This is a genomic window from Selenihalanaerobacter shriftii (assembly GCF_900167185.1).
GTDB lineage: Bacteria > Bacillota > Halanaerobiia > Halobacteroidales > Acetohalobiaceae > Selenihalanaerobacter > Selenihalanaerobacter shriftii.
Genome location: NZ_FUWM01000007.1, coordinates 1 through 15668, shown reverse-complemented (window position 1 = coordinate 15668; position 15668 = coordinate 1). Strand labels below are relative to the sequence as shown.

Sequence of the window (15668 nt, the reverse complement as noted above, 5' to 3'; positions counted from 1 at the left end):
TAATACATAGGAGAGGGATTAGAATGAAGATTAGTGGTTTTTCCATGGTTAGAAATGCAACAAAATTGTATTATCCAATTAAAGAAGCTATTGAATCAATTCTACCTATTTGTGATGAGTTTATAGTAGCTGTAGGTGAAGGAGATGAAGATGATTATACCAGGGAAAGAATTGAAAGTATAGATAGTGATAAAGTGAAAATAATAGGCACAGTTTGGGATGAAGAAGATTTTAAAGGTGGTAGAGTTAATGCTATTCAAACTAATATTGCTTTAGAAGAGTGTAGTGGTGATTGGTGTTTTTATTTACAAGCTGATGAAGTAGTTCATGAAAAATACCTGCCAATTATTAAAGATAGATGTATAGAATTACTAGATGATGAAGAAGTAGAAGGATTAGTTTTTGATTATCGTCATTTTTGGGGAGATTATGATCATTACCAAATTAGTCATGGTTGGTATAAACGTGAAGTGAGGATTATAAAAAATAATATGGGAGTTAGATCCCATAACAGTGCTCAAGGATTTAGAAGAGATGGTGAACCAGTTAAAGTTGCTCATGCTAATGCCGAGGTTTTTCATTATGGTTGGGTACGACCTCCACATTATATGCAAAATAAGCGTAGGGCATTAGATTCAGTACATATTGGAAAAAAAGAAGCTAAAGAGCGTTATGAGAAGGCTTCGGATGAATTCGATTATGGACCCTTAGATAAGTTACCAGTATATAAAGGGACGCATCCAAAGGTGATGGAAGATTGGGTTGCTAAAATGGATTGGAAAAACAAGCTGCAATATAGTGGAAAACCTAATCAATATCGTAAACCTCATAAACATGAAAAAAGGCAAAATAAGATTTTAACTGCTATAGAACAATGGTTAGAAAGAAGATTTGGCAGTAAAGTATATTTAAGTGGTCATCGTAATTATGAATTGTTAGGGGACAAATAGTTGATTAGAAAGCAGGTGTCTAAGATTAGTAATATTGCTTTTTTAAATAATAGTGGAGCTGGGGATTATGGAGGAGTAGAAAAGTGGATATTTAAAATATCTAAAGCTTTACAAGAAAAAGGTCATCAGCCTTTTATTATAGCCAGAGATAAATCATTGCTCTTACAAAAAGCTAAGCAAGAAGGATTTAATTATAAGATGATTTCTAAAATTGGTTCATCAACTTTTGTTAATCCACTTAGGGTTTTGAAATTATTTAATTACTTAAAGGAGAATAAGATTGATGCTCTCTTTTTTTGTTCATCTCCAACTTTTAAGTTTGGTTCTGTTGCTGCTAAATTAGCAGGAGTTAATAATATAATTTATCGTCGTGGTAGTGCTATTCCAATTAAAGATAAATTCTATAATAAATATTTGATGAATAACTATATTACAACTTTTATTTCTAATTCTAAGGCAACAAAAGAAAAATCTTTAAAATATTTAAATGATTTTGAGAATGAAAAAGTTGAGTTAATATATAATGGAGTTGATATAGATAAGTTTGGAGATGTAGAATTAGAGACAAATATAAGAAAAGAATTTAATATTTCAAATGATAAATTAGTAATTGTTAATGTAGGGCGTCTACACAAACAAAAAGGACAGAACTACTTAATAGAAGCAGTTAATAAGTTAAAAAGTAAGTTGAATGAATTTGTTGTCTTATTAGTTGGTGAAGGACCTATGGAAGACACGTTAAAAAATAAAGTTAAAGAATTAAATTTAGAAGAATATATAATATTTACTGGATTTAGAAATGATATAGCATCCATTCTAAAGCAGGCTGATTTTATGACTCATACTGCTTTATGGGAGGGCTGTCCCTGGGTAGTTCTTGAAGCATTAGCTGCGGGACTACCAGTTGTTGCTACAGATTCAAGTAGTTTACCAGAAATAATATCTAATGGTGAAAATGGGTACCTAGCTCAAGATCAGAATGCAAATGATATTGCTCAGAAGATGTTAAAAATGTGTACTAAGACTGATATAAAATTATTGGGTAAGAACGCTAAAAAGATTGCTCAAGATAGATTTAGCTTTGATAGAGTGGTTACACAAACTGAAGAATGTATTTTAAAATAGATTTTTAGAAAGGGAATACAATGAAATTTAATAAAGAAGATATAGCAAATAAATTAGACCGATTTCTTAAAGTAGGTTTGTATGTCTGGGTTTTTATGATACCAGTTTCTATTGGTGGAATGAATACTATGGCGGGGATATTATTTTTTGTTTTTTTATTTCGAATGATTTTAAAACGGAATTATAATTTATATAATGGAAAATTAAATAAAGCTGTTTTGAGTTTCACTTTTATAATTTTATTATCATCACTTACTGCTTATGAGAGTTATTTAGTTATAGATGAATTTATAAGTTCTATTTTATCTTATTTATTGATATATTACTTAATAGTAAATCTTATAAAGGATAATGAGGAAGTAAAGAAAGTATTATCTACTTATTGGGTAGCAAGTATTATTGCAGCTAGTTATGCAGGATATAGTCATTTCATAAATGATGTTGCTAGAGCTTCTGGATTTACTCATAATCCTAATCGCTTAGGTGCAACTATGATGATGTTTATTATATTTAATTTTGCACTATTTTTATTTAAAGAAAATAAAAAGATGCTGTTTTTAGGTTTGATAGGGATAGGGTTTGGGTTTTTAGGTTTAGTAGCTTCAGTTTCTAGAGGAGCTTTGATTGCAACTTTTATTGGAACATTTATAATTTCTTTATTAAAAGACAAAAGAGTACTAATTTTATTTATAGTAGGTGCTTTACTATTAGGTTTCTTTTTACCTCAGAATTATAAAGCAAGATTAGAAAAGTTAAGTGATTTTCAGAGTAATAATGTTCAACAAAGGTGGTTAATGTATAAAGCAGGATTGAAGATTTTTAAAGAACAACCGCTGTTAGGAATTGGATTTAATAATATTGAATTAATTTATGATAAATATAATCTACCTCAAGTTAATTATGAACATGTTCATTTGCATAATTTATTTATTAATGTAGCTGTGGAAATGGGAATGTTGGGTGTAGTCAATTTATTATTTTTGTTATATATTATATTAAAAAAGAGTTGGGTTTTATTTAATAAAAAACAAAATTTTCTTATTGTTGCTGTAATAGGAATTATTAATGGGCAAATTTTTTACAATTTAGTTGACACTAATTATCATGCACCAGAAGTAGCGTTAATATTTATAGTTTTTATAAGCCTAATGTGTGTGAAAGAAAAAATAGTAATTAATAACTTTTGAAGTTAAAGTTAATAAAATATGTTGGTGTTTATTAACTCTTAAGATTTTCAGTTTAATAAAGTGAAAGGTTAGATGATAACATTGAATTTACATAATGAAAAATTTAATTCTAAAATTAAAGTTCATTATACAGGAGAAATTAAAAGAGAGCTTTGTGAGAAATTAATTGATTATTTTTGGTTAAATAATAGTAGTGAATTTAAAGATGAGATTAAGTTAGTTAAGGAAAGTAAAAGGCGAGGAATTAAAGTCTTTAGATTAAGCTATAATAATCAAAATTATTACTTGAAAAAAAATTCTCATACAAGAATAAGTAAAAAAATACAAATTTTTTTAAGAGGGCCAGAGGGAGTTAGAAATTTAAAAAATGTAAATAAATTATTACAAGCTAATATTTCAACTGCGAAACCTCTTTTTGCTTTAACAAAACGTAATTTAGTGAGTCATGATAGTATATTTATTACTGAAAAAGCAGATGGTATAGGGTTAAATGAATATATAAGATTTGGTAATTTGAATAATAATGAAAGAATAATACAATCTTTAGGTAGGCTATGGGCTAAATTAATTAATAATAATTTCTCACATCAAGACCCTGCTTTAGATAATTTCTTTATTAATATCAATAAAGAAAAAGTTAAATGGACTTTAATAGACTTAGATGATATCTATTCGATGCCATTTTTACCTAAAATAGTTGTAATGCATACTTTAGCTAGGTTTATTGCTAAAATTTATATTTTTTCATTTAAATATGATATAAGTTTATTTAAAGGTAGAGAACTAATTTTATTTTTAAAAGAGTTTTACAGAAATTATAATAGGAATTTCGGTTTTGAGAAATTAGTTAACAAGATTGAAAAATTAGTTATAAATAAAATAATTAAAAGAGATAAAAAGGATATGATTTTATCTGATGAAAGTTTAATAGGTATATATAATAAGTATAAATAAAATATTGAATTAAAAGGAATGGTAAACATGAAACATTTAATAACAGGAGTTGCAGGTTTTATCGGTTCAAATTTAGCTGAAGAATTATTAGCTAGAGGAAAAGAAGTAATTGGTGTTGATTGTTTCACTGATTATTATGCTCGAGAATTAAAAGAAAAAAATTTGAAAGATATTATAGATAATGATAATTTTGAATTTATTGAGGCTAACTTACTTGATTTAGACTTGGTAGAATTATTGAATGGAGTAGATTATGTGTATCACCAGGCTGCTCAAGCAGGAGTTAGAGCAAGTTGGGGACAGACGTTTGATATTTATACTAATAATAATATTAGAGCAACACAGCAATTGTTAGAAGCAGCTAAGGAAACAGATATTAAGAAGATAGTATATGCTTCCTCCTCTTCTGTTTATGGTGATACTGATCAGTTACCTATGAAAGAAACGAATAGATTACAGCCAGTTTCTCCATATGGGGTCTCTAAATTAGCTGCGGAGAATTTATGTTATTTATATTGGAAGAACTTTGGTGTATCGACAGTTTCATTACGATACTTTACTGTATTTGGAGAAAGACAACGCCCAGATATGGCTTTTCATATCTTTATTAAAGCTATTTTAACTGATGGTAAGATAACTATTTTTGGTGATGGGAAGCAGTCAAGAAACTTTACCTATGTAGGAGATGTTGTACAAGCTAATATCTTAGCAGCAGAAAGTGACGTTAAAGGTGAAATATTTAATGTTGGTGGTGCTGGAGAACGAGTTACTTTAAATAAAACCATAGAGACTATAGAAGAGATTATTGGTAAGAGAGTAGAAAAAGAATATCAAGCCGTTGCCAAAGGTGATGTAAAACATACTGAGGCGGACGAAACTAAGATTAGAAAAATGTTAGGATATAAGCCGAAAGTAGGTTTAAAGGAAGGGTTAGAGCGAGAAGTGGAGTGGTTAAAGGGGATATATGATGCATAATTAATTAATATCAGCTGCGAATTTCACGACGCCTTCCATAAAACTGATTATGGACTATTTCAAACTCCCTTAAGGTCAGACATGAAATAGTCTTAATCATAATCAGTTTCACTCCAGGCTGTTCAATTCTAGAGGCTTGAATATTAATTAATTATGCAGTTTGTTGTGGAAGAAGGTAAAAAGATCATTTAATAACGCTGTAAATGTAGAGTAAATTATATAGTTATATTTTTAGTCTCCAGATTATTTTGGAGGCTTTTTGTAATTATATTAGGGAATTATGCTTTGTTTTTAGATACAGACTAAAGATATATAATAGATGATAGATTGCAGATAACAGTTAAAATCTGCAAAGGGTAGTCAAAAGTAGGGAATAAGATTTAAAATCATTGGAATTATAAGCAGGATTTTGAATTGTACTGTGGAAAAGAATATATAGCAATGAAGAAGTAATAGATTAGGGTTTGTTTGGGGACTAGATATGGTATAATAATATTATAGCTATTCTGTTGATGTTTTTTATATTTGTAAAGTTAAGATGAAAGTAGAGGTGTTAAGTATGATAAAAAGGGATCTAAAAGAAGTTTTGAATAAAGGAGTTAGTTTTTCGAGCTTTTTCTTTCACTTTGATCTTACAGGAGTAGATGGTACTTCATTAAAGGATATTAATTTAACTAAAGTAGATGAATATTTCTCTAGGTATGATATTGATTTCATAAATGAAAGTGAAGAGGACAAAGTAAGATTATTACAAAATACTGATATATTAACTGGGGAAAATAAAGCAACAGTTGGTGGCTTGCTTATTTTTGGTATAAATCCACAGAGATATCTATTGAATGCTTCAATTTCTTTTGCTAGATTTAAAGGAAAAGAAATGGGATCAGAGTTAATTGATAAAAAGGTGATAGATGGAACTTTAGATATTCAGATAGATACTGCATTTTCTTTAATAAAAAATAATATAATAAATCCATCTGATATAGTTGAGACCAAACGAGTGGATAAAAATGAAACTTATCCAGATAAGGTATTTAGAGAACTAATTGTAAATGCTTGTGTACATAGAGATTATTCGATCTTTGGATCTAGGATAAGAATATTATTTTTTGATGATAGAATTGAGTTTATAAATCCAGGTAGACTACCTAATACTGTAACGATAGAAAAACTGAAAGCTGGAGTTTCATATGCGGTTAATCCTGTAATTGTTAAGTTTATGGAAAATCTGAGGTATATTGATAAATTAGGACGGGGCCTACCTATGGTTTATCAGGAGGTAAAGAAGCGAGACAAAAAGGTTCTTTTTGAAGAAATAGGAGAAGAATTTAAGGTTACTTTGTATTTATAATATATGAGGATATAGAAATTATATAGTTTGATAAGTTAATAATATATTCTTAGCCTTCAGATTATTCTGGAGGCTTTTTTATATCATGGGGTGAACTTAAAATGATAAGAAATATAAATTAGACACAGACTAATTGTAGTTGACAGTTGATAATTTACAGTTGACAGTTAAAACATTTAAAGTCTTAAAGTCTCTGTTACTTGTGACTGACACTGACACTAACACTAAATACTGATAACTCCAATAAAACGAGGGGATAGAATGCGAAATTTAAATATACTACAGATTAATTCTGCTAAGGTGTGGGGTGGTGGTGAGGTGCATCTTTATCAGTTATGTCACGGCTTAGCAAAGAGGGGGCATAATGTAACTGTAATAGGTCGGAAAGGGAGTGAATTGGTTGATAGATTAAGTGATTTATCAATTGAGGTAAAGGAACTACCATTAAGAGGAGCGGCTGATATTGAGTCGATTATAAAGATAGCTGCTATAATAAAGAATAAAGATATAGATATTATTCATTTACATATGGGAAGAGGATATTGGTTAGGTATTTTAGCACATAAGTTGGTAAGGCAAGGGAAGGTAGTAATTACACGGCATATTTTATCATCATTGGGTCAGAATTTTGTTCATAAATGGTTGTATAAGAGTATAGATGGGTTTATTGCAGTCTCTCAAGCGGTTAAAGAGATATTAGTAAATAAGAATGAATTTGATGAAAGTGAGATACAGGTGATTTATAATGGAGTTGATATAGATGAGTTTAATCTAGAGATTGAGTCGGGGTTAAAACAGGAGTTAGAAATTAAAGAAGATGAATTTCTAATAGGAACTGTTGGTAGATTAGGGATTAAGAAGAATCAAGAGTTATTAATTAAAGCTGCAGCTATACTTAAGGAAAGTAATCCAGAGATTAAGTATGTGATTGTAGGGAAGGATAGCAGTCCTAAGAAGAGTTATGAGCAGAAGTTACATAGGTTAATCCGAGAATTTAAAGTAGAAGATAGAGTAGTCTTATTAGGCTTTAGAGAAAATATATCAAAAATATTGGCTGATTTAGATTTGCTGGTAATACCTTCTAAGGAAGAGTCGTTTGGTATTATAGCTGTAGAAGGTATGGCAATGGAGGTGCCGGTGATTGCAAGTGGAGTAGGAGGACTAAAAGAGGTAATTAAAGATGAAGAGACAGGTATATTATTTGCTATGGATGAGGTGAATGAATTGTGTGAATCTATTATTGAGTTAATTGATAATGAAAGCAAGAGAGATAAATTAAGTAAAATAGGAAGAAGAGAGGTAGAGAGAAGGTTTAGTGTTGGAAGAATGTTAGAAGAAACTATAAATTTATACCATAAATTAACAGGTAGTTCTACCGGTCATCTTTAAATATAATGATTAAGTAATAATTATTTATTTAAAATGGCTGGGAGGAGATTAAATGTCAAAGAAGTTAATAGTGGTTATTATTTTGGTAATATTGCTTTTATCATCAAGTCTGGTAGCCTTCGCGTCATCACAGCAAGATGATGGTTGGTGGTTTCCATATGTAGGACGTTATAATGGAGAATGGGAAGCTAGTGTAGGTGCTCATTTTTGGAATGATCATTTTGATTTAAGAAACTTACAGTTAAGAGCGAATATAGATTTAGCACCTGGTTTGCGAACTAATATGGTATTACGTTCTAATGATGATTTTAAAGGTGTAGATGAATTTGATCCAAAGTTTGATGAACTATACTTAGAAGGTTATGGTTTTCATTATGGAGACTTAGGGAAATTGAGTGCTAGTTTAAAAGTAGGTAATATGCGTTACTTAAGATTCCCTTATCCAGATTTGATTTCAACCTTTGACCAAGTACCTGGGACAGAGGATTTGCGTTTTGATGATGCAGAGACTGGTTATAAAGGTGAGATGATTACTTTAGAATATGAAAGCAAGTATGGCTTAGGTTATCACTTTACTGGAATCAATTGGGACTTTGGTGATAGAGATGGTAGTAATCAGATAGAGAATTATCTCTTCTATCGTGATAAGTTAGGTAAGTTAGATTTAGAAATAAGAGGTGGAGAGCTGCAACAAAGGCCTTATCCGTTAGGAAGAAGTGGCTTAGGACATAGTATTTACTTAGGAGGTAATTGGCAAGGTTATAAAGCTGGAGTCTTATATGAAGATTTAGAGGATAATCCTACTTATACAGGGATAATGGTCAAGTTTGCTTTTTCTAAAATCACTGAATTCTTAGGTAAAGTACGTTTTGATTATACCCGTAGTCCAGAAGGTCTTGTTGCTCATCTTCCTTTACTTAAAGGCAAGATAGGTGATCTGAAAGAAGAGGTACCTCAAGGTGCAACTTTAGTAGGTGAAGTAAAAGCAGAACGAGTTATGACTTATTGGCAAAACGGACAGGCTAGAAATTTTTATGAACATAGAATTTCTCATTGGGGAGATACAAATGCTGACGATACAGTTATAGTAATGAAAAAGAAACCTTGGTATTTAAAGTTAGAAGCTTTAGTAAGTCCTAATGCATCTATAAGTGGTTGGAATGATTTAGAGGAATGGGAGGATGACCGTCAAGGGCCTGCTCAATTAACACGGTTAATTACTTACCAATTTTATAAATTAAGTAAATAAGGTATTGATTTTAATTCCCAGATAAATATCTGGGAATTATTAAATTTTAGTTTAAAAATATTTAATAATTTGAATTAAAAGAAGGTTATATGAGACTTATATCTAATACAGTTATATACAGTTAATGTAAATATATGGAATTATAATTAAATTAATATGAGAGGAGGTTAAGATATGGTTGCCAGAAAGGCTTTGATTAATATATGTATATTCTTTATGATTCTTGCTACTATATTTTTAACAGTAGGTATTATATTTTCCTTAACTAATGATTCTTTAGAAACAAAAGTATTACCTTTTTTAGGTACAATAATTTGCTTATTATTTGCTCTATTAGCTAAACCGACAGGAAGAATAAAATCTAGAAATTTATAATTGTTAATGATATAGGTGTTTCAATGGGCTGATTTTCTATAATTAAGCTTCCTTTGATTTTATGGAGATGCCTTATTTATGATCTATCCATTAAGTCAAGGGATTTTGTTCTGTATAATTTTATAAAAGATGGAGGTGGTTTTAATGAGGCAAGGTATGATAGTATTCAGCGTTATATTGATATTTTGGTTTGCAATCTGCCCAGTAGTTTTAGCTGATAATTATAGGTTAAATGTTGATGATCAACTCTATATTTCGGTTTGGGGTTATCCTAACTTACAGCAAGAAGTATTTATTAGACCTGATGGGATGATAAGTTTTCCGTTAATTGGAGAGATTCAAGCAGAAGGTTTAAGTATTAATCAATTAAATAAAGTAATGGCTAGAAGATTAAAGAAATATGTAAAGATTAAGGACTCATATGTTAACATTACTTTAAAAGAATATAAGAAATTACGGGTAATGGTATTAGGAGAAGTTAATCAACCGACTAGTTATGTAATAAAGAGGGGAGATAGAGTTCTTGATGCTATTTCTTTAGCAGGTGGAACTACCCAAATGGCTGATTTAAATGAAGTGAAGTTAAGTCGAGAAAATGAATCTAAGGTAATAGATTTAGAATTTCTACTAAACGGTGAAAAGCAGAACCAAAACTATTTATTGCAAGATGGAGATATATTACATATTCCAAAGTCTATTATTGAAGTTACAGTCTTAGGTGAGGTAAGACAAGAGGGTACTTATAAATTAGAAGATGACTATCGTTTAAGCAACTTAATTGCGCAAGCGGGCGGCTTAACTGATGTTGCTGCTCAAGAAGTAGATTATACTTCAGATGGTAGGATTAAAAAGATAGATTTAAGCCAGATATCTTCTTATAATTCAAGTCAAAATATTACTTTGCATGATGGGGATACAATCTATATTCCAGAAGCTAAATATAGTTGGGAGAAGATATTCTTTATCGCAGGCGGATTACGGACAATAAAGGCACTATTTTAGTTGGTAGGGAGGTAGAAGATGGATAATTTAAGTCGTAATACAACAAGATTTGAAGAAGAGATGGTAGAGATAGATTTGCGTGAGTATGCTGATATTATTTGGAAGCGTAAAAAAATAATTATAGGATTACTATTAGTAGCTTTAATTAGTAGTTATATTATTAGTGGATTAATGACTAAGATATATGAGACATCTACACTAGTAATGGTTAAAGAAGATAATGGCATGGAAAGTCTATTTAAAGATCAAATGATTCCATTTTCAAATAGTAATGATAAAATTGCTACATATACTCAGATTTTAAAGAGTAGGACGATTATAAATCAAGTAATTAAGAAACTCGATTTAAGAAATAAAGAGACTAGAGATTTAATAAAAGCAAAAGCTTTACGGCAAAAGATTAGTGTTAGTAGTAGAGAGGGAAGTCAATTAATTACTATTAATGTCACTTATCCTGATCCAATAATGGCTAAAAGAATAGCTAATACTTTAGTTAAAGAGTTTAAAGAACAGAATCAGCAAATGAATAGATCTGATTTGCATGGAGCAGGAAAGTTTATTTCAGAGCAATTAAGTAATGTTAAGGCTAAGTTGGCTAAGTTAGAAAATGACTTACTAGAGTATAAGAATAAGGAAGGTGTAGTTTTACCAGAAGAACAGGGTAAAGCAGCGTTGGATAAATTAACTGAACTAGAAATGGCTAAAGCTAAAGCAGAAGTAGAATTAAAGCAAGGTCAAGCTAGTTTAGATGAAGTGAAGAGTAATCTTAAAGAACAAGATAGGTCTATGATTTCAACTAGAATGATTTCAAAGAATCCTTTAATTCAAGCATATCAAAAAGAATTATTCCAATTAGAGATAAAATTAAGTGGGTTAAATGAATTGTATACTGAGCATAATCCACAAGTAATACAAATAAAGAATAAGATTAAAGAGGTTAAAGGACGTTTAGCAAAGGTAGTAAAAGAGATAGTCAGTTCTAAGACAGAAGTGGTCAATCCTATCTATCAGTCATTAAAGAAGAGGATCATTACATTACAGACTAAGATTATAGCTACTCAAGTACAAGTTAAGCTATATGTACAACAAATAAAAGATATTGAAGAGGAGTTAAGTACTTTACCTAAAAAAGAATTAACTTTAGCTCGATTACAAAGAGAGAGTAAAGTTACTGAAAGTATTTATACAATGTTAATGGAGAAGAAAGAAGAAATTCAGATTCAAGAAGTAATGAAGACTTCAGATATTATAGTAGTAGACTCAGCGATAGTAAATGAAGAACCAATTAAACCTAATACTAAACTTAATATAGTTATTGCTGCAATGTTAGTTATATTTGTTGGATTAGGCATTATTTTCTTAATAGAATATTTAGATAGAACAGTGAAGGAAGAGAAGGATATAGAGAGATTAACAGGTCTACCAGTATTAGGGGTAATTCCAAAGTTTGATGAAGTAGATCATTCCCAAGGTTATGGAAGGGGAGATGGAGATGAGTAATGAAGTTAAGCAAGAATGCCAGAGTCGTAATTATGAGTTAATGACTGAATATAATCCTAAATCACCATTAGCAGAATCTTATAGAACATTAAGAACTAATCTTCGTTTCTTAAGTCCAGATAATCGGTTACAGACCATAGCGATAACTAGTAGTATACCAGGTGAAGGAAAGTCAATAACTGTTGCTAATTTAGCTATTTCCATGGTACAAGATGGGCAAGATGTAATTATTATTGATACTGATTTACGCAGGCCTATGCAACATCGTTTATTTGAGGTTGCTAATTATTCGGGATTAAGTAATATCCTAACGAATGAAATAGATTTAAATGACGGTTTACAAGAAACAAGTATTAGTGGATTAAATATAATCAGTAGTGGAATGATACCTCCTAATCCAGCGGAACTATTAGGATCAAATAAAATGGAAGAAGTAATTAAAGAAGCTAAAGGGATAGCAGATGTTGTAGTGATAGATTGTCCACCAGTAATTGCAGTAAGTGATTCGCGAATCTTAACAGATAAAGTAGATGGAGTTATATTAGTAGTGGCTTCTCATGAAACTAATGGAGATGCAGTAGTTAAATCTAAAGAAATGTTAGAGCAAGTACAGGCCAATATTATTGGCACTATTTTAACTAAATATCCAGTACAAGAATCAAGTGGATATTATAGTGGTTATTATCAATATTATTAGAATGTATAGGATAGGGTGAATATTAATGATTGATTTACATACGCATATTTTACCTGGCATAGATGATGGAGTAAAGAGTGTAGAAGAAGCATTGGAAGTAGCTAAAGAAGCTAAGAGACAGGGAGTAAAGAAAATAGTAGCTACCCCTCATTATCTGGATAAAGACCATCACTTGACTCCAAAGGAGACTAATCAACAAGTGAACAAGTTACAGAAAGTATTTAATCAAGCAGGAATTAATATTAAAATTTTGCCAGGAGCTGAAGTTTATTTAACAACGGATTTAGGAAAGAGATTAAAAGAGAAAGAAGTAAGTACTATAAATAATAGTCGTTATTTATTAGTAGAACTTCCTATGGCTAAGGCCCCTAGTTATGTAAATGGGGTATTTTATGATTTAAAGGTGATGGGATATACTCCAATAATTAGTCATCCAGAGCGATATGATTATATTATTAAGAATCCTAATCTTCTTTATAAATGGATAAAAGACGGAGCTTATGCCCAGCTTAATGCAGGAAGCCTATTAGGTATATTTGGTTCTAGGGTACAGCAAACAGCGGAAATTTTAGTTAAGCATAATTTAGTTCAAGTTATAGGTTCTGATTTGCATTCTAATGGAAGACGGGGAGAGTGCTTAGAAGAGGGATTTAAAAAGTTAATTGAATTGATTGGAACTAAAGCTAATTTATATTTAGATAATTCTGAGTTAATTATTAATGATAAAGATATAAAGTTGGTTAAACCATTAGTTTATAAAGAATCAAATAATTTAGTCAAAAGGATATTTGGGAAGGGATTAAAGATAGTTTTTAACTGAAATAATAAATTAATATAAATTCAGTACATTTTCGACATTATATTGAAATTATAAGCAGGATTTCTAATCATATTGTGGAATTAAATATATAAAGTGATGTATATCACGTTAAAATGATAGATTAATAATTATACTAATTGATAGTTACATGTTTGACTTGGTATATATTGGTATGCTATAATGATTATTGGTGTTTGTTTATAGGGGGTTGAGGTATGGCAAGACTAGAATCGGAAATTAATAGATCTAAAGTTAGTCAAGAAAGAGCAATTAAACAACAAGAGATAAATTATCGTCTTTATTTAGCCAATAAAAGATTAATAGATATAGTAGGTTCGATATTTGGTTTAATATTAACATTGCCAATTATGCTTATTACAGCTATTGTGATTAAATTAGAAAGTCCTGGTCCAATTATATTTAAACAGAATAGGATGGGGCTGAATGGCAAGGGATTTACAATTTATAAGTTTAGATCTATGATGAAAAATGCAGAAAAAGAAACAGGGCCTATTTGGGCTCGTCAGAATGATTCAAGAATAACTAAAGTAGGGAAGTTTATTCGTAAGACTAGAATAGATGAGTTACCTCAGTTTGTTAATATATTAAGAGGTGAAATGTCTTTAGTAGGTCCTCGACCCGAAAGACCAGTTTTTATAAAAGAGTTTACTAAAGAGTATCCTCATTTTGAGGATAGACTATTAGTTAAGCCGGGAGTTACTGGATTAGCTCAGGTTACTGGAGGATATAACTTAAGCCCTCATCAAAAAGCAAGGTTAGATTTACTTTACATAGAAAAACAGAATTTATTATTAGATATTAAGGTATTAGTTAAGACTGTTTTAGTTGTGATCTTTGGTGATGGAGCTAGATAGTTGACAGTTTACAGATGACAGTTGACAGTGAAGCCCAGAAAAGAGATTCCGAATTAAAAGTAGAGTTTACCATAGGCTTGCGACCAGCTTTGAACTTTAAGCTGGGCGAGACAGATGATAGTTAAAAATATTTATATGTTAGCTAGGTGAGAGCAGTGAGAACTGAGAAGAGTATTGTTTATAAGAAAGCATTTGATTTTTCGGTTAGAATTGTCAATTTGCATAAGTATTTGTCAGATGAAAAACGAGAGTATACACTTGGTAAACAAGTGTTGCGTTCTGGGACTAGTATTGGAGCGAATATTCGAGAAGGATTGGAAGGACAGTCGAGAAAAGATTTTGTTGCTAAGTTATCAATTGCGTTAAAAGAAGCTGCGGAAACTGAGTATTGGCTTGAATTATTGAATGCAACTGAAATTTTAGAAGAAAGAATAGCTAAATCTTTATTAACTGACGTAAAGGAAATAATTGAAATTTTAAATTCTATAATAAAAACAACGAGAAATTCGGTTGATAGTAAATAATAACTGTAAATTGTCAATTGTAAACTGTCAACTGACTACAGGGGGAATTAATTTATGGATCATTTAGATAAGTTAGAGAATAGAGCAATTCATATTTTAAGAGAGGCTTATAGTGAGTTTGGAAATTTAAGTATGTTATGGTCGATTGGTAAAGATAGTACAGTTATGTTATGGTTAGCAAGAAAAGCATTTTTTGGGCATGTGCCGATTCCATTGGTACATATAGATACTGATTATAAAATTCCGGAGATGATTGAGCATCGGGATAGATTGGCTAGGGAATGGAAGTTAGATATGATTTATGGTCAAAATACTACGGCTTTAAAAGAAAAGCAGACTTTTCCTGATGGGAATACGACTAGAATAGAATGTTGTCAAAAGTTGAAGACAGCAGGATTGAAGAATACTCTAAATGGTAATTGGCCTAGATATAGAATGAACCATAATACAGGAGAGTATGAGATAGACAAGAATACTGAGCCATATACTGGTGTAATCGTTGGAGTAAGAGCTGACGAAGAAGGTACTCGTTCGAAAGAGAGGTATTTCTCTCCACGAGATAGGAATAATGATTGGGATATTGGTGATCAGCCACCGGAGTTTTGGGATCAGTACAAGACTGATTTTGCGCCAGGTACTCATGTTAGAATTCATCCGTTATTAGACTGGACGGAGTTAAATATTTGGGAGTATAT

At 30.6% G+C, this 15668-nt stretch carries 16 protein-coding genes; all 16 read left to right on the top strand.

The genetic code is table 11. From position 1 onward, the window contains the following. Positions 1–23 precede the first annotated feature (23 nt). Positions 24–950, top strand: a complete 927-nt coding sequence (locus tag B5D41_RS04445; RefSeq protein ID WP_078809411.1) for a glycosyltransferase family protein — start codon at positions 24–26, stop codon at positions 948–950. Then, positions 951–2075: a glycosyltransferase family 4 protein gene (locus B5D41_RS04440; protein ID WP_078809410.1), complete on the top strand. Its 1125-nt coding sequence runs from the start codon at positions 951–953 to the stop codon at positions 2073–2075. Positions 2076–2095: 20 nt separating this feature from the next. Next, entirely contained in the window at positions 2096–3262 is a 1167-nt protein-coding gene (locus B5D41_RS04435; RefSeq protein WP_078809409.1) for an O-antigen ligase family protein, read from the top strand. Positions 3263–3334: 72 nt separating this feature from the next. Continuing rightward, a complete protein-coding gene (locus B5D41_RS04430; protein WP_078809408.1) occupies positions 3335–4216 on the top strand; it encodes a lipopolysaccharide kinase InaA family protein in 882 nt (293 codons plus the stop codon). Positions 4217–4243: 27 nt separating this feature from the next. Next, positions 4244–5191, top strand: a complete 948-nt coding sequence (locus B5D41_RS04425) for an NAD-dependent epimerase/dehydratase family protein (protein ID WP_078809407.1) — start codon at positions 4244–4246, stop codon at positions 5189–5191. Between the two features lie 559 nt (positions 5192–5750). Continuing rightward, positions 5751–6542, top strand: coding sequence for an ATP-binding protein (locus B5D41_RS04420; protein ID WP_200806417.1), 792 nt, complete (start codon positions 5751–5753; stop codon positions 6540–6542). 261 nt (positions 6543–6803) lie between these two features. After that, positions 6804–7931 carry a glycosyltransferase family 4 protein gene (locus B5D41_RS04415; RefSeq protein WP_078809405.1) on the top strand — a complete coding sequence of 376 codons (1128 nt, stop codon included), beginning with the start codon at positions 6804–6806 and terminating at the stop codon, positions 7929–7931. Positions 7932–7983: 52 nt separating this feature from the next. Then, positions 7984–9180: a hypothetical protein gene (locus tag B5D41_RS04410; protein WP_078809404.1), complete on the top strand. Its 1197-nt coding sequence runs from the start codon at positions 7984–7986 to the stop codon at positions 9178–9180. A 174-nt stretch (positions 9181–9354) separates the two neighbouring features. After that, positions 9355–9555, top strand: a complete 201-nt coding sequence (locus tag B5D41_RS04405) for a hypothetical protein (protein WP_078809403.1) — start codon at positions 9355–9357, stop codon at positions 9553–9555. A gap of 144 nt (positions 9556–9699) precedes the next feature. Next, complete coding sequence (locus B5D41_RS04400; protein ID WP_159442883.1) at positions 9700–10557, top strand: polysaccharide biosynthesis/export family protein; 858 nt, start codon at positions 9700–9702, stop codon at positions 10555–10557. An 18-nt stretch (positions 10558–10575) separates the two neighbouring features. Next, a complete protein-coding gene (locus B5D41_RS04395; RefSeq protein ID WP_078809401.1) occupies positions 10576–12057 on the top strand; it encodes a GumC family protein in 1482 nt (493 codons plus the stop codon). Beyond that, positions 12050–12754, top strand: coding sequence for a CpsD/CapB family tyrosine-protein kinase (locus B5D41_RS04390; RefSeq protein ID WP_234983890.1), 705 nt, complete (start codon positions 12050–12052; stop codon positions 12752–12754). Before B5D41_RS04395 ends, B5D41_RS04390 begins: the two co-directional genes overlap by 8 nt. Positions 12755–12779: 25 nt before the next feature. Then, positions 12780–13574 carry a tyrosine-protein phosphatase gene (locus tag B5D41_RS04385; protein WP_078809399.1) on the top strand — a complete coding sequence of 265 codons (795 nt, stop codon included), beginning with the start codon at positions 12780–12782 and terminating at the stop codon, positions 13572–13574. A gap of 215 nt (positions 13575–13789) precedes the next feature. Next, positions 13790–14449, top strand: a complete 660-nt coding sequence (locus tag B5D41_RS04380) for a sugar transferase (RefSeq protein ID WP_078809398.1) — start codon at positions 13790–13792, stop codon at positions 14447–14449. A 155-nt stretch (positions 14450–14604) separates the two neighbouring features. After that, a complete protein-coding gene (locus B5D41_RS04375) occupies positions 14605–14973 on the top strand; it encodes a four helix bundle protein (protein WP_078809397.1) in 369 nt (122 codons plus the stop codon). A gap of 54 nt (positions 14974–15027) precedes the next feature. Further along, the coding region (gene cysD, locus B5D41_RS04370; RefSeq protein WP_078809396.1) for a sulfate adenylyltransferase subunit CysD at positions 15028–15668 on the top strand (641 nt) is incomplete at its 3' end.

What these genes read in the sequence shown, in the direction of transcription:
- B5D41_RS04445 (WP_078809411.1), top strand. Translation starts at nt 24, where the DNA reads ATGAAGATTAGTGGTTTTTCCATGGTTAGAAATGCAACAAAATTGTAT.
- B5D41_RS04435 (WP_078809409.1), top strand. Translation starts at nt 2,096, where the DNA reads ATGAAATTTAATAAAGAAGATATAGCAAATAAATTAGACCGATTTCTT.
- B5D41_RS04430 (WP_078809408.1), top strand. Translation starts at nt 3,335, where the DNA reads ATGATAACATTGAATTTACATAATGAAAAATTTAATTCTAAAATTAAA.
- B5D41_RS04425 (WP_078809407.1), top strand. Translation starts at nt 4,244, where the DNA reads ATGAAACATTTAATAACAGGAGTTGCAGGTTTTATCGGTTCAAATTTA.
- B5D41_RS04420 (WP_200806417.1), top strand. Translation starts at nt 5,751, where the DNA reads ATGATAAAAAGGGATCTAAAAGAAGTTTTGAATAAAGGAGTTAGTTTT.
- B5D41_RS04415 (WP_078809405.1), top strand. Translation starts at nt 6,804, where the DNA reads ATGCGAAATTTAAATATACTACAGATTAATTCTGCTAAGGTGTGGGGT.
- B5D41_RS04410 (WP_078809404.1), top strand. Translation starts at nt 7,984, where the DNA reads ATGTCAAAGAAGTTAATAGTGGTTATTATTTTGGTAATATTGCTTTTA.
- B5D41_RS04405 (WP_078809403.1), top strand. Translation starts at nt 9,355, where the DNA reads ATGGTTGCCAGAAAGGCTTTGATTAATATATGTATATTCTTTATGATT.
- B5D41_RS04400 (WP_159442883.1), top strand. Translation starts at nt 9,700, where the DNA reads ATGAGGCAAGGTATGATAGTATTCAGCGTTATATTGATATTTTGGTTT.
- B5D41_RS04395 (WP_078809401.1), top strand. Translation starts at nt 10,576, where the DNA reads ATGGATAATTTAAGTCGTAATACAACAAGATTTGAAGAAGAGATGGTA.
- B5D41_RS04390 (WP_234983890.1), top strand. Translation starts at nt 12,050, where the DNA reads ATGAGTAATGAAGTTAAGCAAGAATGCCAGAGTCGTAATTATGAGTTA.
- B5D41_RS04385 (WP_078809399.1), top strand. Translation starts at nt 12,780, where the DNA reads ATGATTGATTTACATACGCATATTTTACCTGGCATAGATGATGGAGTA.
- B5D41_RS04380 (WP_078809398.1), top strand. Translation starts at nt 13,790, where the DNA reads ATGGCAAGACTAGAATCGGAAATTAATAGATCTAAAGTTAGTCAAGAA.